Annotated in this window: 15 protein-coding genes, 1 tRNA gene, 1 pseudogene and 1 riboswitch; of the genes and pseudogenes, 11 read left to right on the top strand and 6 right to left on the bottom strand. The window is 61.1% G+C overall.

Annotated features, from left to right (window positions below):
- The first annotated feature begins 95 nt into the window (after window positions 1-95).
- The 4 genes from CRD60_RS06610 (at window position 96) to CRD60_RS06625 (ending at window position 2768) form a co-directional block, all read left to right on the top strand.
- Entirely contained in the window at window positions 96-428 is a 333-nt protein-coding gene (locus tag CRD60_RS06610; RefSeq protein ID WP_113860502.1) for a MerR family transcriptional regulator, read from the top strand.
- Window positions 429-573: 145 nt separating this feature from the next.
- Window positions 574-1599 (top strand): 1,4-dihydroxy-2-naphthoate octaprenyltransferase, encoded by a 1026-nt coding sequence (gene menA / locus CRD60_RS06615; protein ID WP_161522204.1) that lies wholly within the window; start codon window positions 574-576, stop codon window positions 1597-1599.
- A 136-nt stretch (window positions 1600-1735) separates the two neighbouring features.
- Window positions 1736-2404 carry a TetR/AcrR family transcriptional regulator gene (locus CRD60_RS06620; protein ID WP_113860504.1) on the top strand — a complete coding sequence of 223 codons (669 nt, stop codon included), beginning with the start codon at window positions 1736-1738 and terminating at the stop codon, window positions 2402-2404.
- Between the two features lie 145 nt (window positions 2405-2549).
- Window positions 2550-2768: a hypothetical protein gene (locus tag CRD60_RS06625; protein WP_113860505.1), complete on the top strand. Its 219-nt coding sequence runs from the start codon at window positions 2550-2552 to the stop codon at window positions 2766-2768.
- A 995-nt stretch (window positions 2769-3763) separates the two neighbouring features.
- Here CRD60_RS06625 and CRD60_RS09160 read toward each other — a convergent pair.
- Both CRD60_RS09160 and trmD read right to left on the bottom strand, forming a co-directional pair.
- The gene (locus CRD60_RS09160; RefSeq protein WP_269088611.1) at window positions 3764-4309 is read right to left on the bottom strand and encodes a GNAT family N-acetyltransferase; all 546 of its coding nucleotides are present in this window, start codon (window positions 4307-4309) and stop codon (window positions 3764-3766) included.
- Window positions 4292-5221, bottom strand: a pseudogene (gene trmD / locus CRD60_RS09165) (tRNA (guanosine(37)-N1)-methyltransferase TrmD); the annotation flags it as partial. The gene CRD60_RS09160 and the pseudogene trmD, both read right to left, overlap by 18 nt.
- 477 nt (window positions 5222-5698) lie before the next feature.
- Between trmD and CRD60_RS06650 the strand changes: the two are divergent.
- The 5 genes from CRD60_RS06650 to CRD60_RS06675 all read left to right on the top strand — a co-directional run bounded on the left by CRD60_RS06650 (window position 5699) and on the right by CRD60_RS06675 (window position 9946).
- Entirely contained in the window at window positions 5699-6226 is a 528-nt protein-coding gene (locus tag CRD60_RS06650; RefSeq protein WP_113860509.1) for a hypothetical protein, read from the top strand.
- Window positions 6219-6407 carry a helix-turn-helix transcriptional regulator gene (locus CRD60_RS06655; protein ID WP_113860510.1) on the top strand — a complete coding sequence of 63 codons (189 nt, stop codon included), beginning with the start codon at window positions 6219-6221 and terminating at the stop codon, window positions 6405-6407. The genes CRD60_RS06650 and CRD60_RS06655 overlap by 8 nt, the downstream gene beginning before the upstream one ends.
- A gap of 254 nt (window positions 6408-6661) precedes the next feature.
- Window positions 6662-7435 (top strand): (Fe-S)-binding protein, encoded by a 774-nt coding sequence (locus CRD60_RS06665; RefSeq protein WP_113860512.1) that lies wholly within the window; start codon window positions 6662-6664, stop codon window positions 7433-7435.
- Window positions 7432-9216, top strand: coding sequence for a LutB/LldF family L-lactate oxidation iron-sulfur protein (locus tag CRD60_RS06670; RefSeq protein WP_236630886.1), 1785 nt, complete (start codon window positions 7432-7434; stop codon window positions 9214-9216). Before CRD60_RS06665 ends, CRD60_RS06670 begins: the two co-directional genes overlap by 4 nt.
- On the top strand, window positions 9209-9946 hold the full coding sequence (locus CRD60_RS06675; protein WP_113860513.1) for a LutC/YkgG family protein: 738 nt from the start codon (window positions 9209-9211) through the stop codon (window positions 9944-9946). Before CRD60_RS06670 ends, CRD60_RS06675 begins: the two co-directional genes overlap by 8 nt.
- A 104-nt stretch (window positions 9947-10050) precedes the next feature.
- Here the strand turns inward: CRD60_RS06675 and CRD60_RS06680 are convergent, their stop codons facing one another.
- Together CRD60_RS06680 and CRD60_RS06685 are read right to left on the bottom strand one after the other, a co-directional pair.
- Window positions 10051-11676 carry a peptide ABC transporter substrate-binding protein gene (locus CRD60_RS06680; RefSeq protein ID WP_113860514.1) on the bottom strand — a complete coding sequence of 542 codons (1626 nt, stop codon included), beginning with the start codon at window positions 11674-11676 and terminating at the stop codon, window positions 10051-10053.
- Window positions 11677-11954: 278 nt separating this feature from the next.
- Window positions 11955-12027: transfer RNA gene (locus CRD60_RS06685), tRNA-Thr, on the bottom strand.
- Window positions 12028-12715: 688 nt separating this feature from the next.
- Here CRD60_RS06685 and pgi point away from each other — a divergent pair.
- Window positions 12716-14416: a glucose-6-phosphate isomerase gene (pgi, locus tag CRD60_RS06690; protein ID WP_113860515.1), complete on the top strand. Its 1701-nt coding sequence runs from the start codon at window positions 12716-12718 to the stop codon at window positions 14414-14416.
- Between the two features lie 260 nt (window positions 14417-14676).
- Here the strand turns inward: pgi and CRD60_RS09170 are convergent, their stop codons facing one another.
- Together CRD60_RS09170 and CRD60_RS06705 are read right to left on the bottom strand one after the other, a co-directional pair.
- Window positions 14677-16392, bottom strand: a complete 1716-nt coding sequence (locus CRD60_RS09170) for an ABC transporter ATP-binding protein (protein WP_236630887.1) — start codon at window positions 16390-16392, stop codon at window positions 14677-14679.
- Between the two features lie 164 nt (window positions 16393-16556).
- A complete protein-coding gene (locus tag CRD60_RS06705; protein WP_113860516.1) occupies window positions 16557-18317 on the bottom strand; it encodes an ABC transporter permease in 1761 nt (586 codons plus the stop codon).
- A gap of 726 nt (window positions 18318-19043) precedes the next feature.
- Window positions 19044-19200, bottom strand: a riboswitch (M-box (ykoK) riboswitch).
- Window positions 19201-20256: 1056 nt separating this feature from the next.
- Between CRD60_RS06705 and rplS the strand changes: the two genes are divergently transcribed.
- A complete protein-coding gene (rplS, locus tag CRD60_RS06710) occupies window positions 20257-20625 on the top strand; it encodes a 50S ribosomal protein L19 (RefSeq protein WP_113860517.1) in 369 nt (122 codons plus the stop codon).
- The last annotated feature ends 72 nt before the right edge of the window (window positions 20626-20697 follow it).

Below are 20697 nucleotides of genomic sequence, written 5' to 3' on the forward strand. Positions count from 1 at the left end.
TATGCCAAACGCTCCACAGTGTATGGTCTGAACCAAGGCTCAGGGCAAAACGGAGGGGTTCCATGCGGATTCATGAGGTGTCGTAGCGAACGGGCATGCCCATATCCACCTTGCGGTACTACGAGCGGCGCTGCATCCTCAAACCCAAGCACTCGCCGGAGGGCTACCGGGACTATGGCGATGGTGATGTGGCGTGGATATCCTTCATGCATCGGATCCCGCAAGTCGTCATGCCATTGGCGCAGGTGGATGAGTACTCCCGGCTGCGTGAGGAGGGTGATGGCACTATGCGCCAGCGGCTGGAAATGCTTGAGGAGCAGCGTGGGCTGTTGGAAGGGCGCCAGCACATGCTTGCGGAGCAGCAGGCGTTCCTGGATACGAAGATTGCGATCTACCGGAAGTCCATGCGGGCTGCCGCTGAGCATTGAGAGTGATCCGATGGGTGCCAGGAGGGGGCTGTTGGCGGCCGGTTTTAGTATTGAGACGGCCTGGGGCTGGTGAGATGCTGGCTGGGCTGCTGGTCGGGGTTCCGGCCAGGCTAATGGATGAAAGCGTGCGATGGAGGCTGCCGACATGAATGTGAGACTGTGGATCAACGGATTGCGGCCCAAGACCCTGCCGGCGTCGGTGGCACCCGTGTTGATTGGTGGTGCGGCGGCGTTGCTGCCGATAGGGCAGGCCCTGCAGGACCATGGTCGGGCCGGCGGCTCTGTCGGTGATGCGGAAGGGTCCAGGATGCTGCTGCAGCGGGCTGTGGGGCCGCGTATGTGGATAATCCTTGCTTGCTGCATTCTGCTTGCCCTCTGCATTCAGATAGCCGCAAACTTCGCCAATGATTATTCGGATGGCATCAGGGGCACGGATGACCAGCGGGGCGACCAGGAGCTTGTTTCCGGTAAGCCCCAGCGCTTGGTCGCCTCTGGCGTCGCCCCCCGCAAGGTACTGATGGCTGCTGCTGTCAGCGCTGTGGCTGCCTGCGTCTTTGGTCTGCTGGCCCTCGCCTTGAGCGGAGCCTGGTGGATGGTGCTCGTCGGGCTTGCCTGCCTCTTGGCTGGCTGGTTCTATACCGGAGGCAAGCATCCGTACGGCTATATGGGTTTGGGTGAGGTCAGCGTCTTTATTTTCTTTGGCCTGGTTGCGACTTTGGGCACCGAGTACCTCATGATTGGCAGCGTGACCATGGCTGGGGTGCTGGGGGCCGTCAGCGCGGGCCTGAACGCCGTCGGTCTGCTCATGCTCAACAACTACCGTGACATTGATGCCGACAGGCGTTCCGGTAAGCGCACCTATGCCACCATGGTGGGGCAGCAGGGCGCGCGGATTTCCGTCTATATGGTCTATCTGGCGGCCTTTGCCGTGGCTGTCGTTCAGTTCCTTGAAGCGGGTTGGGGGCCAGGGGCCTACAGGTATATGGCGGTGGCGGGCATTGCGCTGCTGGCCTTCCTGGCTGTACTGTACTGGCTTATCTGCCGCAGGCTCGCACACGGTGACCAGCGAGGAGCCTTTGTCCTGTCTGGTAAGGGGAACCTGCTGTCGGCTGTGTGCTGGGTCCTTGGTTTCCTCATCGAACTATTCCTGATGGCAGCAGGCACTCGATAGTTTTGAGCAGAAGGGTATCAGTGCTAGCCTGATCAAGACGAACATACCAATGGTATGTTGTATGAAGGCAAGGGCCCTCCACCTCAAGTGGCAGCCCTTGGGCAATCGTGGCTGCTGCCAGGCATGGAGGTAGTGGATGGGCACGCAGAAGGACCCTGAGGGTCACCGCAAGAGGATTCTGGATGTGGCTCAACGGCTCTTCCTGGAGAAGGGCTACGACGGCACCAGCATCGGTGACATCGTCGACGGCCTGGGCGGTATGACCAAGGGTGCCATCTACTATCACTTCCCCTCCAAGTCCTCCATCTTTGAGGCCGTGACCGAGCGGATGGCCGACGATGACTTCCTGGGTCAGGATTGGCGGGCCGACTGGCCTGGCAACAGTGGCCTGGAGAAGTTGCGCAACGAACTGGTCATATCCTTACGTTCCTACAGCCGCCATGAGGTCGTCTATTCGGCCCAGGCCATGCTCAAAAGCCCGCGTATGGTGGGGGAGATGTACCTCAACAGCATGGACCGGATTGCCAAAGTGATCGGCCCCTACATTCAGGAGGGTATTGAGGACGGTTCCATCGAGCCTTGTGACCCTGACGATGTGGCCGAGGTGCTCTTCCTGCTCCTGAACATGTGGATCGGCCTTCGTCTGACGGCCATGGCCAAGGAGGAGGTCGCTCGTAAGTTCCGGCTGCTCAAGACCATCTTCGATGGCATCGGTGTTCCCGTCATTGATGAAGGAGTCATCCAGGCTGCGGTCGACCTTTACGGCGGCCTGCAAGGCAGTAACCGCGCGGCTGGCAAGGCGTAGGGACGAGAGCTGGGAGCCAAGCAAGCCAGGCTGATCAGCCAGGCAGTCCAGCAAACAACTAACAACCAACCAGCAAACCAACCAAACACCGTAGAGATCATTCAGCATCCCCTAAACATACCGAGAGTATGTTAGAAAGGCAGTTATGACAGTCACGCTTAGTGATGGGAATATCGCGCAGACCTTCGATGGCAAGGAGGTCTTGCAAGGCGTCGACATGGACCTGCGACCGGGCGATGTCTTAGGGTTCCTCAGCTCCATTGGAGCGGGAGAATCGACCCTCTTTATAATTCTGCTCTCCTGCCCCCTCCTTCTGGCAGTCGTCCTTGCTGTCGCCTCCATACGCTCCCACCAGAAGGTCTAGCTGTTCGTCCTTGGTTTTCGGCGGCTGGCAGCCCGCGGTCTGACATGCGTTCAATAGACGGTAGCTCTGTACGGAGTTTTGTCGTACAGGTGGGTCATGGCAACCACGCATCAACAAAACCAGCCAGGCTGGATATACGGCTGAACCGTGAGGAGCGCCAGCTCATTGAGTGGGCAGCATCCCCCAAGGGGTCCACGCTCACCCAATGGACCGCCAGCCATCTGGCTTGATGCCGCCCGTCAGGATATTGAGGAGGCGGCCACCCTTCGCCTATCCAACGCTGCTTTTGATGACTTCCTTGCCGCTCCGGAAGAGCCTCAGCCCCGTGATGGTGTGGAACTCATGGCTAGAGATCAGCAGTGGTCATAGAGGATGTTGCTGCTTCGGGTCAATCGAAACCGGCTGCCAGCGTTGGGAATCAGCAGGCGGCAGGCACGTTCGCACGTCCTCGCCTATTCGTGAAAGCCAACCCGCTAGAGGGCGGACAGAGAGATGATGTCCAGGAGACGTTGGTGGGCGGCCATCCTAGGGACTTGCATGAATCCGATATAGATTTCACGGACTTTACATGCGGTCATAAACCCATTGATTCCTGGTTTCATGATAGGGCCATCAACTGTGGGCAACAGGGAACCGCTGTGCCCTATGTGTCCCTCTGGGCCGAGGGGCGGTGCGCCGGTTTCTATACCCTGAGCGCCTTTGGTCTGGTGTGGGAATCCTTAACCGTTGGTTGGCCGAAAAGGAATGTTGCCGAGCATATTCCTGCGGTGCTCCTGGGGATGCTGGGGGTCGGCCGAAGCTTCCAGGGTCAGGGGCTGGGCTGACGTCTCCTTCAGGATGCAATACGCAGGTCCTTGTTGGTGAGCCAACCCTTGGGGCGCGGGCCCTGGTGGTTGAACCATATGACGATACGGCTTGCCGTTTTACGGCCACTATGGCTTTAGGCCCATTCCGGGCAGCAGCATGTACTTGAAACTGTCAGGGTTGGGTGCAGTTTAGTCCTTGGCGGTCAGGGCCCTTGCGCCCGTGTGGGTCAGGTTCACGTTTGCTTGCGGGTGGCTGGCGGGCGTAAGTTCCTTGACCATCCAACGGTGGGGGCAGTCCTCGTCGTAGTCGCGGGGGCCCTGGGCCAGGTAGCCGAGTTTGTGGTAAAAGCCCATGGCCTGCTCCTGGGCGTGAAGGCGTATTACCCTTCCGCCCAGGTTGGCGATTGCCTGCTCTGCATGGTTGATGATGCTGGCGCCGATCCCCTGCCCGCGATGGTCTTTGACGATTGCGACCCGCCCTATGGTGAAGTCCTTGGCCTGATCATGGCTGGTCGGGTAGAAGCGGCAGGTGCCGACTGCTTGGTTCTTGTCGAAGGCCAGCAGGTGCCAGCAGCTGTCATCGGTTTGGTCGAATTCGACCCGGAAGCCTTGCTCCTCCATGAAGACCGCTGTGCGGATATCCCGTGCGCCCTGGGGCAGGTGGTCGTATAGCCGGTATTCCAATGGTCCGGCCTTTGTAGGAATGGGATCGGGAACAGGGTGCTGGCCGTCCACGTTCCAACCCAGGTCGTGGAGCTTTGCCTTGTCCTTCTTGTCCAGGCGCTTGCAATCCAGGGCCTGGACCAGGTCGGGGCGGATGCTGGCTGTCCGTTCCAAGGCCTCGTCGCGGCGGTAACGGTCGACCTTGGCGTGGTCGCCCGAGGTGAGGATGGCCGGCACTTCCAAGCCCCGCCAACTGGTCGGGCGGGTGTACTGGCTGTATTCGAGCAGGGGTTCCTCGCCGGTATAGGATTCGGTCACGATGGAGTCGGGGTTGCCCACGAAGCCGGGAATCAGGCGGGTGATGGCCTCCAACATGACCGAGACCGCCACCTCGCCGCCGTTGAGCACGTAGTCGCCTATGGAGTACTCGCGCACCTGCACGCCCTGGGCCCGGTAGTAGTCGGGGATGCGGGCATCGTAACCCTCATAGCGGCCGCAGCCAAAGAGCAGGTGGCTGCTGTGGGACAGTTCGGTGGCGTCCTTTTGGGTGAAGAGTTGGGCCGAGGGGTTGGGGAAGATGAGGATTGGGCCTTGGTCTGATTGCGGATCGGGGTTTTCGTGGTCAGCGGCCTCGCTTGGGTCCGCTGAACGTGAGGCTAATCTCGGTGCCGCGTTCGTCAGTCCTTTTGCCTGTCGTGATTCTCGAGAGCTGTGGATCGCCCCCCCGACTTCTCCCGCTTGGAGGTCGCGTGCCTCCAGTCCCAGCAGCTGGTCCAGGCACTCCGCCCAGACCTCCGGCTTCATGACCATGCCAGCCCCGCCGCCCACGGGCGTATCATCCACTGAGTGGTGCACGTCGTGGGTCCAGTCGCGCAGGTTGTGGGCCTTGACCTCCACCAAGCCCTTCTCCTGAGCCTTGCCCAGCAGCGACAGATTCATCACATCGAAGTACTCGGGGAACACGGACACAATATCAATCTTCATGCTCTCACTCTATCCAAGGCACTTGTCACGATTGCCGTGGACTGGCTGAGTCGCCGCGCAAAACGCGGGCTTGCGGGGAATTGGTTGGTCGAGCTAGCTGATGGTAATTCCGGTTTTGAGCATGTTGAGAGAGGTGGCTGGCAAGGTTGGTTGGATCCCTCTGGTCTTCCTGCCGGGTATGCCGACGGCAAGGCCGGGCTTACTCTGTTGCCTCATGTGGCTTTCGGGGCGAAAGTTCATGCCATGCTGCTGATTCAGGCGATGGTCCTATATCGCGTCCCTCTTTGACTCTACGTCTGGAGGTAAGTGCTGATGCTGCCGTAAGGGGACCAGTGACTGCCGCTGCCCGCCCGTTTTCGGGTCTTTCGATGTGTTGGTCATCTTGTCGGCTTCTGTATTTATGTAAAGCAAACTTGACGTAAAACTAACTTTACTTTATGCTGTGATAATCATCGTCGGAGGGAATGGAGAATTGTCATGGCCAAGCTTGAAGACCGAAAGCGGCGACTGGCGACTGCTGAGTCCAATCAGTCCGAGACCCTGGAGAAAAAGGTTGGCAAGAGTTCCTTTGGCAGAGTCCGCTTAGCTGGCCGCAGTGTTCCTGCGCTGCCAGTTGGACTGGCTGCAGGGCTGGTGATTTCCCTGGTGCTGGGCATGATTGCGGCCTCCCTCATGCCGCAGCCAATGGCCTGGGGGCTGAAGGCGTTCCTGGCGGCTGTCGCGCTGTTCCCGACTGTCAGCGCGCTGGCCTGGGTGCTGTGCGTGGACAGGTCCACCGTGGAGGGCGCGGACCAGTACGCTGAAGAGAATGTGGAGAACCGCTGGGTGCGGCAGGCGGCCCAGGTCTCTTACCTGGTCTGCCTCATCTTGGTTTCGCTCGCTGCCTTGGTGAGCGATGTCTTGGGTGAGGGTCAGCTTGCCCTGGCCCTCTTCCTTGTGGCTGTGGGAATGGTTCTGATCTTCGGACTGGTCTATGTGGTCGTGAGGTTTGGCTCTCGTGGATAACCGTTTGGCCGAGCTCCGTAAGTCCCGTGGCTGGTCCCAAGAGCAGCTTGCTGACATGCTCGGTGTCAGTAGGCAGACCGTCATCTCCATTGAGAAAGGCCGCTTCGACCCGTCCCTGCCCCTGGCTTTCAGGTTGTCCGATGCCTTCGGTCTGACCATTGAGGATATTTTCCGGCCTTAGCTCATTCCTGTGTCTGCCTGCCGCGCTGGGCAAAACTGGAGCCGGCGATAATAATTATGGAGATTTGCTCTTTCTGGGGTGTCAGGGGGAATTTGGTGAGAAGATTTATATAGGAAACTCTTGACGAATGCCGCTCAGTGCTGTAAGCGGACATGGTCGATTCCGACCGGGCCAAGAACCCACTGTGAGGCTGGCTGGGCATCGGTTTCCCTTGCTCTTGCTGGCCGCCTATTGCTGAGAAGGAGCGAAAAGACATGAGAGTGGTCATCTTTTCCACCTGTGTGGTCGACCTGATGTTTCCCAATGTGGGGAAGGCCATGGTCGAGGTGCTGGAGCGTTTCGGTTGCGAGACCTTCATGCCCCTGCAGCAGATCTGCTGTGGCCAGCCTACCTACAACAGTGGCTATATCAAGGAAACCAAGCATGTCATGCGTAATGAGGTCGACGCCCTCCTGAGCGTTGACGCCGACTATATCGTCGGTCCCGCCGGTTCCTGCGTGAACATGCTCAAGGAGCTGCCCCACGACCTCAAGGACGACCCCGAATATGCGGCCAAGGCCCAGCAGGTGGCCGACAAGACCTACGAGTTCTCCCAGTTCATGTACCGGATTCTGGGTGTGCTGGATGCCGGAGCCGAGCTGGATGCCGTGGCCACCTACCATCGCTCCTGCCATATGACCCGACTCCTGGGCGAGCGCACCAGCCCCTTTGTGCTCCTGGACCACGTCAAGGGTCTGAAGATGATCCCCCTGCCCCACATCGAGAACTGCTGCGGTTTCGGCGGCATGTTCTCCATGAAGGAGCCGGAGATCTCCAAGCAGATGGTCAACGAGAAGGTCAACGACATCATCTCCACCGATGCCAGCGTTCTGATCTCCTGCGACCCGGGCTGTCTCATGAACATTGGCGGCCGCTTCAACCGCTTGGGCAAGCCCATGAAGATCATGCACCTGGCCGAGGTCCTCAATACAAATGTGGACCTGGCCCGGGTCAAGTACGTCGAATCCCAAGAGGAGGTCATGGCATGAGCAAGGCCAAGAACGGCGGCCTGAAAACCGCAACCATGATTCGCAACAGCGACCATGATTTTCTGACCCGGGTCAAGGAGTCCGAGCAGGACACCTTCGCCCAGCGGGCCGTGGCCAAGGCCCAGGACGCCCAGTGGATCAAGCGTGAGAGCGCCCGCAGGGACCTGGGCAACTGGGAGGATTGGCGGAACCTGGGCGAGCAGATTCGCCAGCATGTGGTCCGCTACCTGCCCGACTACCTGGAGGAGTTCTCCGACAACGTCGAGAAGAACGGCGGTCACGTCTTCTTCGCCCAAACCGACGTGGAGGCCCAGCAGTTCATCAAGAACCTGGCGATCGAGAAGCAGGTCAAGCAGGTGGTCAAGTCCAAGTCCATGGTCACCTCCGAGATCGGCCTGGACAAGGCCCTACTGGAGATTCCCGGTCTGGACCTGCTCGAGACCGACCTGGCTGAGTTCATCCTCCAGGAGGACGACTGGGATGAGCCAACCCACTTGGTCTTCCCCGCCCTCCACAAGAACCGTGACCAGGTCCGTGAGGTATTCATCAAGAAGTTGGGTTATGAGGGAGACAACGACCCCCAGCACCTGGCCCGCTTCGCCCGCAAGGTCATGCGCGAACGCTTCCTCAAGAACGAGATGTCGATCACCGGCTGCAACTTCGCCATCGCCGACAACGGCATGATCAACTTGGACACCAACGAGGGCAACGCCGATCTGTGCATGGCCATCCCCAAGATCCAGGTGGTCTGCATGGGTATGGAACGCATCGTTCCCTCCCTCAAGGAGGCTGAGGTTCTGGACGGCATGTTGGCCCGGTCCGCCGTCGGCCAGAAGATCACCACCTACTGCACCTTCACCTCCAAGCAGGTCGATGGCGAGACAGATGGTCCCGAGGAGTTCTACGTGGTCATCATCGACAATGGCCGCTCGAACGCCCTGGGCACGGACTTCGAGCCCATCCTCCAGTGCATCCGCTGCGCTTCCTGCCTCAACGTCTGCCCCATCTATCGGCACATCGGCGGCCACGGCTACGGGTCCATCTATCCGGGCCCGGTCGGTTCAATCCTCTCGCCGGTCCTGCAGGGCAACTATGACGACTTCTCAGAACTGCCCTATGCCTGCAGCCTCTGTTCGGCCTGCACAGCCACCTGTCCGGTCAAGATCCCCCTGCACAAGCTGCTGATCAAGCACCGCGAGATCGAGATGGACGACAAGCATATGGCCAACATCATCGACGACACCGTCATGAAGGTTGTTGGACTTGGCACCGGCCATTCCTCACTCTTCCGCACGGCCCTGGGCATGGACCACATGGCCCTGGCGCCCCTGGCCAGGAAGAATCCCGATGTGGCTGAGAACCTCTACTCCAACGGCAAGCACCTAGAATGGATGCCCTTCGTCTTCGGCGGTTGGACCAAGGTCCGTGACCTGCCCGATCCGCCGGCCCATTCCAAGAACTTCCGCTCCTGGTTTGCCAAGCACAAGAAGGAGCAGGCCAAGCAGGGAGGGCTGGAGGCCGCCGTGCCCCAGGCACCCAAGAACTCCAATGCCTTCAGGCCCACCGGCGAACCTGTGCTCAGGGCCGATGGCTACCACCAGAACGGCCACCCCATCACTGAGGCCCATGCCCACGCCAAGTCTCAGACCAAGGCGCCAAGTCGTGTTGGGCACCATGCCGCCTCGCTGGCTGGAGAGAACGTACCCGCCGGCAGTCACATTGATGGTGACGACATCGCCAAGGCCGCCGCCCAGCAGGAAGGAACCCGGAACCATGACTGATCGCGAAACCTTTCTGAACCACCTGGCCGAGCAGAGCGGTCGCCCCCGCCACCAGCTCAAGGACAACCCCCTGGTCCCCATCAACGACCTGCCGGAATCCACCCTGTCGGGCAAGACCCAGGACGAGCTGCTGGCCATCGCCAAGGAGAACAGCGAGAAGGTCAACGTGACCTTCCAGACCACCTCCAAGGCTGATCTGCCCCAGGCCCTCAACGCCTTCATCAAGGCCAAACTGACCGATAACAAGGACGACCCCTACCAGGCCAACGGCCATGACCACCTGCTCCTGCCAAGCTCGGACCTGTACAAGGACTTCGACCTTGAGGGTTGGCGAGATGGCCTGACGGACCCCAAACCCACCTATTGGATGCCGGGAGCCGGACGCGATGCCAACATTGACACAGCCGAGCGTGCCGGTGCGGCCATCGCCTTCGCCGACTTTCTGCTGGCCGAGTCGGGCACCATCACCATCACCACCACCCCGGGCCAGGGGAGGGCCTTCCACTTCCTGCCGGTCCACTATCTGAGTATCATCCGCAAGTCGAATATCCTGCCCCGCACCCGCCAGGCCATGGACTACTATGCCCCGGCACTGGCCTCGGGTGAGATCAAGACATCCAACATCAACTTCGTCACTGGCCCATCCAACACCGGAGATATCGAGATGGTCCTGGTGGTCGGTGTCCACGGCCCCTTGGACATGACCTATCTGGTTGTTGAGGACATGTAGGCGCTGAGGAATAGAGCCCATCGCGGTCTTTGCTCCGACAGTATGGCCCGGACCTGCTCCAGCTAGTGGAGGGTCCGGGCCATGGTCATTCGGCGGCTTGCTCGCTACTTGGCTAGCTCGTTGTAGATGGGCAGGCCCATGTAGCCGAATGGGGCGGCCTTGACCTGCTTGGCGGCCACGGCGTTGACATTGCGGTACCAGAGCGGAATGACCGGGAGGTCCTTCAGGAGCAGGTCCTCGGCGGCCTGATAGTGGCGGATGGATTCCTTCAGCCTGGTCTCTGCTGCGGCCTGGGCCATGAGCGCGTCGAAGTCGGGGCTCTTATAATCGCCATGGTTGAGGCCCTTGCCGTCCGCCGCCGAGGAGCTGTATCCCTGGACCAGGTAACCCTCGGGGTGGGGGTAGTCGGACTGGATGCCCGAGCTGAAGGCCGAATGGATCTGCCGTTTGTTGATGGCGGTGCTGAACTCCTTGGCCGTGGGGAAAATGTCGCTCTCGACCTTGATGCCCAGTGCCGAGGAGATGCTGTGGGAGACGGCATCCACCCAGTCCTTGTCGGTCCCGTCGGCGCTGTAGCCGATGCGGAAGGTTCCTGACCATGGCGAGATGGCGTCGGCGGCCTTCCAGAGCCTGCGTGCCTGGTCGTCATTGCGGCTGAGTACCTTCGATCCGGTGAGCTTGTCCGTGTGGCCCTTGATCATGGGCGCGGTGAAATCGGTGGCTGGGGTCACGGAGCCTTGGAAAATCTTCTCGGTCACCTGCTTGCGGTCCATGGCCTGCGAGATGGCCTGCCGGCGCAGGGCCCCCTCCTGACCGCCAAAGTGGGCCAGGTCCTGGGGGATGGTCAGCGAGCGGAAGGAGGGGCCAGCGTCAATGAGGGCCTGCACATCACTGTCCTCCCGGAAGGTCCGTAGCTTGGAGACCGGCACGGAGTCAAGGATGTCAAGATGGCCGGAGTCCACATCAGCGTAGGCCGCGTCCAGGCTCTGGTAGTCGCGAAATTCGATGCCGCCATTCTTGGCCTTGCGGGGCCCCTGATAGTCCGGGTTCCGTTCGATGACGATGCCCTGGTTGGGTACCCAGGACTTAAACCGGTAGGGTCCGTCGCCCACGGGATGCTTGCCGAATTCCCCCAGGTTCTTGTAGGCCACCGAGGGCAGGGGCAGGAAGGCCACGTCCCCGACCTTGTAGGGGAATGAGGAGTCTGGGGCCTTGAGATCGACTCTAAGGGTCAGGTCGTCGACAACCGTAAGTCCAGACAGGCCGGCCTTGGGGTCGCCATGGTGGTCCTGGATCTGGTCATAGCCGGTGATCGTCGAGAATATGGAGGCACCCAGCTGGCCGTTGGCCGCGTTTGCTGCGAAGGACCAACTCGTGGCGTAGGTCGCGGCCGTGATCTTCTCGCCGTTGCTGAAGATCAGGCCGGGCTTGAGCTTGATGGTGTACTGGCTGGCGTCCGCATTGGGGGTGATCGACTGGGCGTTGGCGTAGACCAGGTTGCCCTTCTTGTCAAAGTTGACCAGGCCCTCAAAGAGTTGGGTGACCACCTTCCAGCCGGCGGTGTCGTCGGTGCCGCTGGGTATGAGCGGGGAGGCCGGTTCCACCGTGTTGACACTGATGATGGCCTTGGGGTCCGGTGCCTGGCTGCTTGGGGTGGCCGGGCCGCAGGCGGACATGACCATGATCACTGGTAGCAGGGCTGCGGCTAGGGTGATTCGGGCTTTGGTCATTGGTGGTCCCCGTCTGTGTCTGTGTGTCTTGTCGCTGTGTGTCTTGCCAGGCCTATGCCTGCCATCTGCGGGCTGATCTGTCTCATGGGCGGTAGTGTCCGCAACCGTCTATGGCATGAAGGGCTCCAAGGGAAGGTGAGACCCAGCGTGGAGCTGACAAAGCGTGTTGCTGCAAGCCTACCTTGTGACAGGGCGCGACGGGGCGATTTTCCTATCGGCAAATGTGATGGAAAGTTCAAGAGGGCGGGTATAAAGAGTTAAAATCATTCGAGAAAGGGAGCCGCTTGACAGAATCGAACTGTCGACCTTCTCATTACGAGTGAGACGCTCTGCCAACTGAGCTAAAGCGGCAAGTTGCCCGAGTGGTATGCACCACTCGCGCACAAATATTAGATTTTACCGGCAAAGGGCCGTTTCTCCAAATCCGACACTGCCTGGTGGACCTTTCCCCTCTCCGTAGCCGCCCCTCGGCACACCTCCAGGCGCCAAAACCCCTTGCCGAATATGGCTGCTGCCTCCCGCCGTCAGCCGCTCCGGCGCTCCGAGCCCACCACCCGACTCACCCCAAAGGAGAATGCCCCCAATAAGCCTTGGCCCGAAATCCATTCTCCTTACACCCTCACACCCCAACGGCTAGTAACCACTAACCCCTAGCTATGCATCAGGCCTGGCTTCCATGCACTTGGGTTTGGGGTGAGTCGGAGTGTGGGGGTGGGCTGGTCTGGCTGGCTGGGTGTGGTGTGTGGTTCTGTCCTCTTTTGTGAGTAGTTTGTGAGCAGAGGTATCCTTCACCACTTGGGTGGATCATGGGGGCAAGTCATCTTGCGGCCCTTGATAGGCCCGCCATATGTCTGCGTGGCGCGTTTGGTTTACCGTCAGGTGATCGGCTCCACGAATGGCGGGCCCTTGCCTGGCACTGAGCCGAAGGTGAACAGCCCCGGGGTTCAAGCAGCCAGTATGGCCCTAGGTCGATAATGAGTAATGAGACAATGACGAGTGGAACACAGAGATACTGGAATTTGAACGAAAGGACTAGCACATGGCCATCAATCCTCCCGTGGATGCCACCAAGACCCCTGAATGGGCGGCCTTGCAGCAGCACTTCGACCAGCTTCAGGATGAGTGCATCAACCTCAAGCAGTGGTTTGCGGATGATCCTGAGCGCGCCGAGAAGCTCAGCTTCGAGTTGGGCGACCTCCATATCGACCTGTCCAAGGACCTGATCAAGCCCGAGACCCTTAAGCTGTTCGCCGACCTGGCCAAGGCCGTGCACCTGCCCGAGCGCACCAAGGACATGTACTCCGGCGTTCACATCAACAACACCGAGGACCGTGCTGTCCTCCATACAGCCCTGCGCCGCCCGGCCGAGGAGGCTGGCAGCTTGATTGTTGACGGTCAGGACGTGGTCAAGGATGTACGCGACACCCTCAAGCGCATCTACGATTTCGCCGACAAGGTCCGCTCCGGCGAGTGGACCGGCGTGACCGGCAAGAAGATCGAGACCGTGGTCAACATTGGCATCGGTGGCTCCGACCTGGGCCCCGTCATGGTCTATGAGGCCCTGAAGCCCTATGCGGACGCCGGCATCGCCGCCCGTTACATCTCCAACATCGACCCCAACGACCTGGCCGAGAAGACCAAGGGCCTGGACCCGGAGACCACGCTCTTCATTGTCGTCTCCAAGACCTTCACGACCCTGGAGACCCTGACCAACGCCCGCGAGGCCCGCACCTGGCTGCTGAACGAGCTCAACGCCAAGGGCGCCATCAACGACGACTCCGCCGACCAGAAGGCCGAGGCTGTTCGTAAGCACTTCATCGCTGTCTCCACCAACCTGGAGAAGGTGGCCGAGTTCGGCATCGATCCCGACAACGCCTTCGGCTTCTGGAACTGGGTCGGCGGCCGCTACTCGGTCGATTCCGCCGTCGGCACCTCCCTGGCCATCGTCTACGGCCCTGGCCGCTTCGAGGAGTTCCTCTCCGGCTTCCATGCCGTCGACAAGTACTTCGCCGAGACCGACTACGAGAAGAACGTGGTCGTCCTCATGGGCATGATGAACGTCTGGTACCGGAACTTCTTCAAGGCCGCCTCCCACGCGGTCCTGCCCTACGACCAGTACCTGCACCGCTTCCCGGCCTACCTGCAGCAGTTGACCATGGAGTCCAACGGCAAGTCCGTGCGCTGGGACGGCACCCCCGTCACCACCGAGACCGGCGAGATCTTCTGGGGCGAGCCTGGCACCAACGGCCAGCACGCCTTCTACCAGCTGATTCACCAGGGCACCCAGCTGATTCCGGCCGACTTCATCGCCTTCGCCAACACCCCCAACCCCTACAAGGACGGGGATCAGGACGTCCACGAGCTCTTCCTAGGCAACTTCCTGGCTCAGACCAAGGCCCTGGCCTTCGGCAAGACCGCCGACGAGGTGCGCGCTGAGGGCACCCCCGAGGAGATCGTGCCCGCCCGCGTCTTCTCCGGCAACCGCCCGACAACCTCCATCTTTGGCGTCTCCCTGACCCCCTTCGCCGTCGGTGAGCTGATTGCCCTGTATGAGCAGATCACCTTCGTTGAGGGCACCGTCTGGGGCATCGACTCCTTCGACCAGTGGGGTGTTGAGCTGGGCAAGCAGCTGGCCAAGGAGATCACTCCCGCCATCTCCCAGGACGACAACGCCCTTGCCGAGCAGGATGCCTCCACCCAGGCCCTGATTAGGTTCTACCGGGCCAAGCGCGAGTTCTAGTGTGAGCGAGCCGCCGGCCTGTGCAGGTCGTTAACGGCAAAATCAGGAAGGCTCTGGACCAGCCAATGGTTGGTCCAGAGCCTTCTGTATATGTGCATGGTTTCCTCTCACAGCGCCCCCTGAGGCATCCGTTCGTCGGCTTCTATCCTGACGACCAATACCGCGCGACAGTTGGCCGATAGGGCTGGGAATGCGCCTCATGTGTCCAGCGGGCCCACGGGGGCCGTACAGGGGGCGAGGCAAGGTCTGGTCGCTTGGGTTCAGGCGTTGGCCTCGTCGAGGGTGAAGGTGTCGTCGTCAGCGTCGTAGTCGAAGAGCTCGCCGTAACGGCCCCAGTTGACGGCGGTCTCGAACTGCTGGTCGGCTTGGTCATCGGTGAGTCTGGAGCGCAGACGGTCGCGGACCAGTTTGCCGCGCAGTTTGCCGTCATCGTTACGGCGCAGGGCCTGGTCGATGGCTCGGACAAGGGGAGCGTGGTCCATGGCCAGTCTGGCGAAGATCTGCTTGGCCTCCAGGATGTCGCTTTGCTGCCAGGCCTTGCCGGTGTCGGTGATCTGCACCCTGCCGTCGTCGACCGTGAGGATGCCCAGGAGGGCGCCGGCATCGACCAGGGGGAAGAGGTCATCAACCTCGAAGGAGAGGTCCGAAGCCAGATCCGCCAGATCGACAGCCCCCTGGTACTGGAGGATGGCGTCCAGCAGGCCGGCCAGTCCGCCAGGGGTGGCGTTGGGGAGCAGCTGCTCCTCGCTGTTTGGCCACTCGGTGTTGCCGGGATTGACGGTGTCGCCAGTGTTGGCGGTGTTGATGGTGGTGAAGTTGCCGGCGTTTCCAGTCTCAGCGGTGTTGTTGATGGCGTTGCTGGCGTCGATGTTGCCGGCCTGGCCGCTCATTCCGACTGCCCCGCTGGCCACCTCGCCCGGCTGCCTGGTCTGGCCATTGCCTGCAGCCCCACCGGTCGGAGCCTGCGCCAGCCCGTTGGAGGCCTGAGACGACAGCCCGGCCCCATCGGCTTGGATGCGCTCTCCTGCCGCGCCCGCCTGGGCCCCCGCAAGCTCCCTCATCTCCAGCTCATGCTCCTGGGCCTGGCTGTGCCCGGTCAGGGTGGAGTAGAGCTTGTCGACCATGGCCTCGAATTCGGCGCTGTGCTTGTCTCGCGGCCGGGGCAGGTCCACTAACACCTGGGCGATGAGGTGGCCGGGATGGGATCCCAGCACCACCACCCGGTCGGCCATCTGCACGGCCTCCTCAATGTTGTGGGTCACGATCAGCACCGACTCGATGTCCCTCTCCTGCTTGGACCAGAGCTTGAGGACCTCCTGGCGCAGGTTCTCCGCAGTCAGCACGTCAAGGGCGGAGAATGGCTCGTCCATGAAGAGGGCCGAGGGCTTGAGGACCAGGGCCCGGGCGATGCCCACCCGCTGGCGCATACCGCCGGACAGTTCCTTGGGATAGGCCGACTCGAAGCCGTCAAGCCCGATGGAGTCGATGGCCTCCAGGGCCTGGCGGGCACGACGCTTCTTGGGCACGCCACGGGCTTCCAGGCCCAGCTCCACATTGTCTTGCACGCTCAGCCATGGCATGAGGGCGAAGGTCTGGAAGACCATGCCCACGCCCGGGTTGGGGCCGGTGAGTTCCTTGCCAAGGTAGGAGACGGAGCCTTCGGTGGGTTTGGCAAGTCCGGCCAGGTTCCGTAGGAAGGTGGACTTGCCGGCCCCCGACCGGCCCAGGATGGCGACGATCTCGCCCTTGTAGAGGGTGAAGGAGATGTCCTTGAGGACGTCCAGCTCCACTCCCTTGTCGGAGGTGAAGCTCTGGCTGACGTGGGAGGCCTCGATGATGGGGGTGAGCCCCTTGTCTCCCAGGTTCTTGCTGGCCTGGCCTGGGCCGTAGGCCTGGCTCTTGCGCTGGTTGGCCCCCTGCCCCTTGAGGGCTGCCGCCGTGGACAGGTTCATGCTGTTCTCGTTTGCCATGGTCATGATGCTTTTCCTTAGATGTGTATAACCTGTGTGGGCCTGTGCCCTGAGGTTTCTGCGATGTGCTCTTGTCTGCCGATGATGTGCTGGTGGCTGCCGCAGTCCTGGCCGGCTCCTTCTGATTCCCAGTAGGACTCGGCTTGGCTGGTCAGGGTGGACCATGGTGGTCAGTTCAGCGAGTAGCGGCGGTTGGCCAGATTCTGAAGGGGGGCCCAGAAGACCCGGTTGGCCACGACCACGAAGAAGCTCATGATGGCCACGCCCAGAATGATTCGCGGGCCGTCACCCCTCTCGGTCACCTGGGTGATGTATGCGCCCAGGCCCTTGCCGACCAGTTCGGTCCTACCGTATGAGACGATTTCGGCCACGATGGAAGCGTTCCAGGCCCCGCCCGCCGCCGTGATGCCGCCTGTGCACCAGGATCCGAAGACTGCCGGCAGAATCAGCCGCTTCCACTTGAGCCAGCCGGTCAGTTGGAAGCTGGAGCCCATCTCCCGCAGGTCGTCGGGGATGGCGCTGGCCCCGGCGATCACGTTGAAGAGGATGTACCACTGGGTGCCCAGGGCCATGAGCAGAATCGACCCCCAGTTGATGTCAATGCCCCAGGCCACAAACCAGAGGGTGACGAAGGGGAAGATGAAGTTGGCGGGGAAGCTGGCCAGAACCTGCACGATGGGCTGCATGAAGCGCGAGACCTTGGGGTTCATGCCAATCAGGGCCCCGATGGGCACCCAGACGATGGAGCATACAGCGGTCAGGAGTGCCACCCGCAGGAAGGTCAGACCACCCAGGCCGAAGACCTGGCCCATCTCAGCGAAGCCCACGCTGCGTTTGATGGACAGGACCAGTTCCGCAAGCCCCAGGACCAGAAGAATGCCCAGCACGATGTCGAAGATCCAGTCGCCAAGCTTGCGGCGGGTGCCCGTGGATTCCCAACGGGCTCCGGTCCGTCCGAAGACCCGACCAGCCCGGTCAAGGAGCTCACCCAGGGGGCTGAAGGCCCTCCCCAGCAGATCGTCGAGGTGGGACTGACGGATAACCGTCAGCACCAGGCTCTTCTTGGGCTCGGCAGACTCGCTCTGGGTGATCCGGAACTTCTCCGCCCAGGCGGTCAGCGGCTTCCACAGCAGGAAGTCGATCAGCAGCACCACTATCACCATGGTCACGATGGCCAGACCGACCTTGCCCAACTCCTCATTGGATGAGGCCTGCGCCACGAAGGACCCCAGGCCAGGCAGGGCGTAGGTCTTGTTGTTGACCGAGATCATCTCGGAGGCGGTCAGGAAGAACCAACCGCCGCCCACGCTCATCATGCAGTTCCAGAGCAGGGGGGTCATGGAGGAGGGCACGTCCAGCTTCCAGAAGCGCTGCCAGCGGGTCAGCCGCAGGGAGCGCGCCGCCTCGTCCAACTCCTTGGGCTCGCTCAGGAGCGAGCGGTAGAAGGAGAAGGCCATGTTCCAAGCCTGGCTGGTGAAGATGGCGAAGATGGAGGCCGCCTCCACCCCCAACATGGAGTGGGGAAAGATGACCAGCCAGATGGTGATGGTGGCCGACAGGAAGCCCAGGATCGGCACTGACTGGAGGATGTCCAGGAGCGGCACCAGCACCTTGCCCATGAGCCGGGAGCGCGCGGCCGCCAGCCCATAGAGGAAGGTGAATGCCAGGGAGAAGAAGAGGGCGATGAACATACGGAAGACCGATCGCATGGCGTAGTAGGGCAGGTCCCAGACGTCCGTGGTGACATGGGAGGGTATGCCCTGGGGGCCTATGGGCGCGTCGACACCGGGTAACAGGTAGGCCACGAAGCCGAACACGGCCAGGACCCCTGCGGCCACGACCAGGTCCGAGAGAATACGTACGCGCAGTCGGGGCTGGTTGCCTCCACCTGGACCCGGGCGGCTGACCGCGCTGGTGAACATTGAGGTCATAATGAACCTTCTTGCAATTGACATGAGGCAAGCCACTTCCAGCTTAAGCCTCTGTTTTAAGCGCCCGTAGGCCGTGATAGCTCTCTTCGCCACCGGCTCAGCAATTGGTGATCCTCACGCTGCCCTCATTGTGCCCTGCCGCTGGACTGTTGTCTGTGCCGCTGGCCCGTCCCCGCATCCGTGCTGCTGGTCCTGCACTAGCGCTGCTGGCTGTGCTCATACTGGCTGGAAGGCATAGCACGATGCCTGAGCGCGACGACAGTTACTGTATGCGGTCGGCGCTCGCGGCCGCGGTTCCGGGCCTCGTAGGCTGGTAGGCAGAGTCCCCCAACATTGGCAGCCTTGAGGGCGGGGTGATGGGCAAAGCCTCGATCCTCGCCACCATCTGAGCAACTTGAGGAATGATCAGCTGACTGGCCAAGCCAGAGGTCGGTTACTGCTGACCCCAGCCGGGCAGGTCGGTGGGGAGGAGGGGAGAGTGGTAGTCGTCATCGGCCTGGCCGAAGATGCTACCGGCGATATTCGCCGAAGTCCGCGCCATACAAGATACAGGTCCGCTGTCCATAACCCACCTCCTTAAGCCAGGTGCTCTCACGCACGCTTGGTCGCTTCACTCGCCTGGGACTGATGCCGGTTCTAATCCGCATGCTTGGAAGTCTGTCAGCTCCGCCGTCGATGGCTTGCTTGAGTGCTGACCTGTAGAAGGGGCGGATTATTCGATACGCCAGTTCGAGTCATTGTTCAAGCTTCAGCTTCGCATGGCTTGGCCTTACGTTAGTCCCTGCCTTGATCCGACAAGGACTGTTAACCAGCGTGCAGTGTCTCCACTGCTTTGCGGCAGTAATCCGTATCCATGCGGTAGCCTCGCCTACCGACGCCTCACAGCCTAGGGACATGCCAGCCCTTTGTCAACCCGAAAGCCACCAAAGGTCGATCCTGGCACGGGTGCTGTGTCTTCCTGGAAGCTGGCGGCGGTCAAATCCCTCGAACTGAGTCGAGTAGCTGTGGGTTGTGGCCCTTGGAACCTGCCGGCGGACCTGGTGACTGCTGACATGCCCCTGCATGCCAAGTGGGTTCAGTGTCGGGTGGTTGCTTTCGATTCGGCTGGCGGCACATCCCCGTCCGGCTCACCACCATCCCAGGACCGCTGGAATCGTACCCGCCGCTGGTTGCCAGCTCCATGCAAAGGGATTTGGCGGGACCATCCTCCTGTCTCCTCGCCGGCCGTGAACGCCGGGTTCCTCCCCGGTCTTGCACCACATCCCCCACGAGCCCCCGCCAGTGCGGCAGAGGTCAACCGGATTCGAGTCGGCCACCCCTGTGTCCGATATCCCTCACCAGTTTCCTGCTAATAAGGGATTTTGGACAGAAAACACGATATTCTGTCCGAATTTCCTTAGGTGGATCCTGATATTAAGGGATTTCGGACAAAACTGATGAGTCGGGGTGCTGCTGGTGGCTGTAGTCAGGTGGGGGGGGGGTATCCAATTCACGGGATGGCACTAGGAACACTGGATGGTTGTGACGGGGTGGAGGGGGTATCCAATTCAGGGGACGACCCTATGGATGCCGGACGGTTCTGGTTAGGGTGTATCCAAATCAGGGGCGCGACACTGGGGATACTGGATGGTTGGATTCGGGGTGGAGGGTGGAGGGCTATCTCGGATGATGCCGATGGGATAGGAGCGGAGGGTGGGGCTAACTGTCGACTAGGGCGGATGCTATAGTGAGGTCTTGCTATGTCGGGAGACTGGCCGCCGCATAGGCCGCTCTTCCACCAGGTTCAGTCGAGGGCTGGGTAACTGCCCATAAATCGGCGAATCGGCAGGCTTTCCAGGGGCAGACTCCTGGGAATTTGGTTATGGGCTGGATGGGCCGCAAGGTTCGCATCCCCAGCCCCTGACAGTACGCTGGTATGCGGCAGCGGCAGGAGATAGCAATGGTTAATGCTATTGAGGCTTTTGAAGCCAGGCACATCAAGCCGTCCGACAGCATCCCCGAGTTCCGCCCGGGAGATACCGTCGAGGTCAACGTTAAGATTCAAGAGGGCAACAACTCCCGTCTCCAGGCCTTCACCGGCGTGGTGATCGCCCGCCAGGGCAAGGGCCTGCGCGAGACCTTCGTGGTCCGCAAGGTCAGCTTCGGCTGCGGTGTGGAGCGTCGTTTCCCCCTGCATTCCCCGGTCATTGATTCCATCAAGCTGGTTCGCAAGGGCCGTGTGCGCCGGGCTAAGCTCTACTATCTGCGTTCGCTGCGCGGCAAGGCCGCTCGTATTGTCGAGCGTCGTGACAACAGCGACAAGGACTGAGACGCGGTCGGTTTCATGCGTTGAGGATGGCCTGGTATCCTGCGGGGTTGCCGGGCTATCTTCGTATATGGC

Origin of the sequence: Bifidobacterium aemilianum (assembly GCF_003315635.1) — a bacterium.
Taxonomy (GTDB): Bacteria; Actinomycetota; Actinomycetes; order Actinomycetales; family Bifidobacteriaceae; genus Bifidobacterium; species Bifidobacterium aemilianum.

What these genes read in the sequence shown, in the direction of transcription:
- CRD60_RS06675 (WP_113860513.1), top strand. Translation starts at nt 9,209, where the DNA reads ATGACTGATCGCGAAACCTTTCTGAACCACCTGGCCGAGCAGAGCGGT.
- CRD60_RS06665 (WP_113860512.1), top strand. Translation starts at nt 6,662, where the DNA reads ATGAGAGTGGTCATCTTTTCCACCTGTGTGGTCGACCTGATGTTTCCC.
- CRD60_RS06610 (WP_113860502.1), top strand. Translation starts at nt 96, where the DNA reads ATGCCCATATCCACCTTGCGGTACTACGAGCGGCGCTGCATCCTCAAA.
- CRD60_RS06625 (WP_113860505.1), top strand. Translation starts at nt 2,550, where the DNA reads ATGACAGTCACGCTTAGTGATGGGAATATCGCGCAGACCTTCGATGGC.
- menA (WP_161522204.1), top strand. Translation starts at nt 574, where the DNA reads ATGAATGTGAGACTGTGGATCAACGGATTGCGGCCCAAGACCCTGCCG.
- rplS (WP_113860517.1), top strand. Translation starts at nt 20,257, where the DNA reads ATGGTTAATGCTATTGAGGCTTTTGAAGCCAGGCACATCAAGCCGTCC.
- CRD60_RS09170 (WP_236630887.1), bottom strand. Translation starts at nt 16,392, where the DNA reads ATGACCATGGCAAACGAGAACAGCATGAACCTGTCCACGGCGGCAGCC.
- CRD60_RS06680 (WP_113860514.1), bottom strand. Translation starts at nt 11,676, where the DNA reads ATGACCAAAGCCCGAATCACCCTAGCCGCAGCCCTGCTACCAGTGATC.
- CRD60_RS06620 (WP_113860504.1), top strand. Translation starts at nt 1,736, where the DNA reads ATGGGCACGCAGAAGGACCCTGAGGGTCACCGCAAGAGGATTCTGGAT.
- CRD60_RS06705 (WP_113860516.1), bottom strand. Translation starts at nt 18,317, where the DNA reads ATGACCTCAATGTTCACCAGCGCGGTCAGCCGCCCGGGTCCAGGTGGA.
- CRD60_RS06650 (WP_113860509.1), top strand. Translation starts at nt 5,699, where the DNA reads ATGGCCAAGCTTGAAGACCGAAAGCGGCGACTGGCGACTGCTGAGTCC.
- CRD60_RS06670 (WP_236630886.1), top strand. Translation starts at nt 7,432, where the DNA reads ATGAGCAAGGCCAAGAACGGCGGCCTGAAAACCGCAACCATGATTCGC.
- pgi (WP_113860515.1), top strand. Translation starts at nt 12,716, where the DNA reads ATGGCCATCAATCCTCCCGTGGATGCCACCAAGACCCCTGAATGGGCG.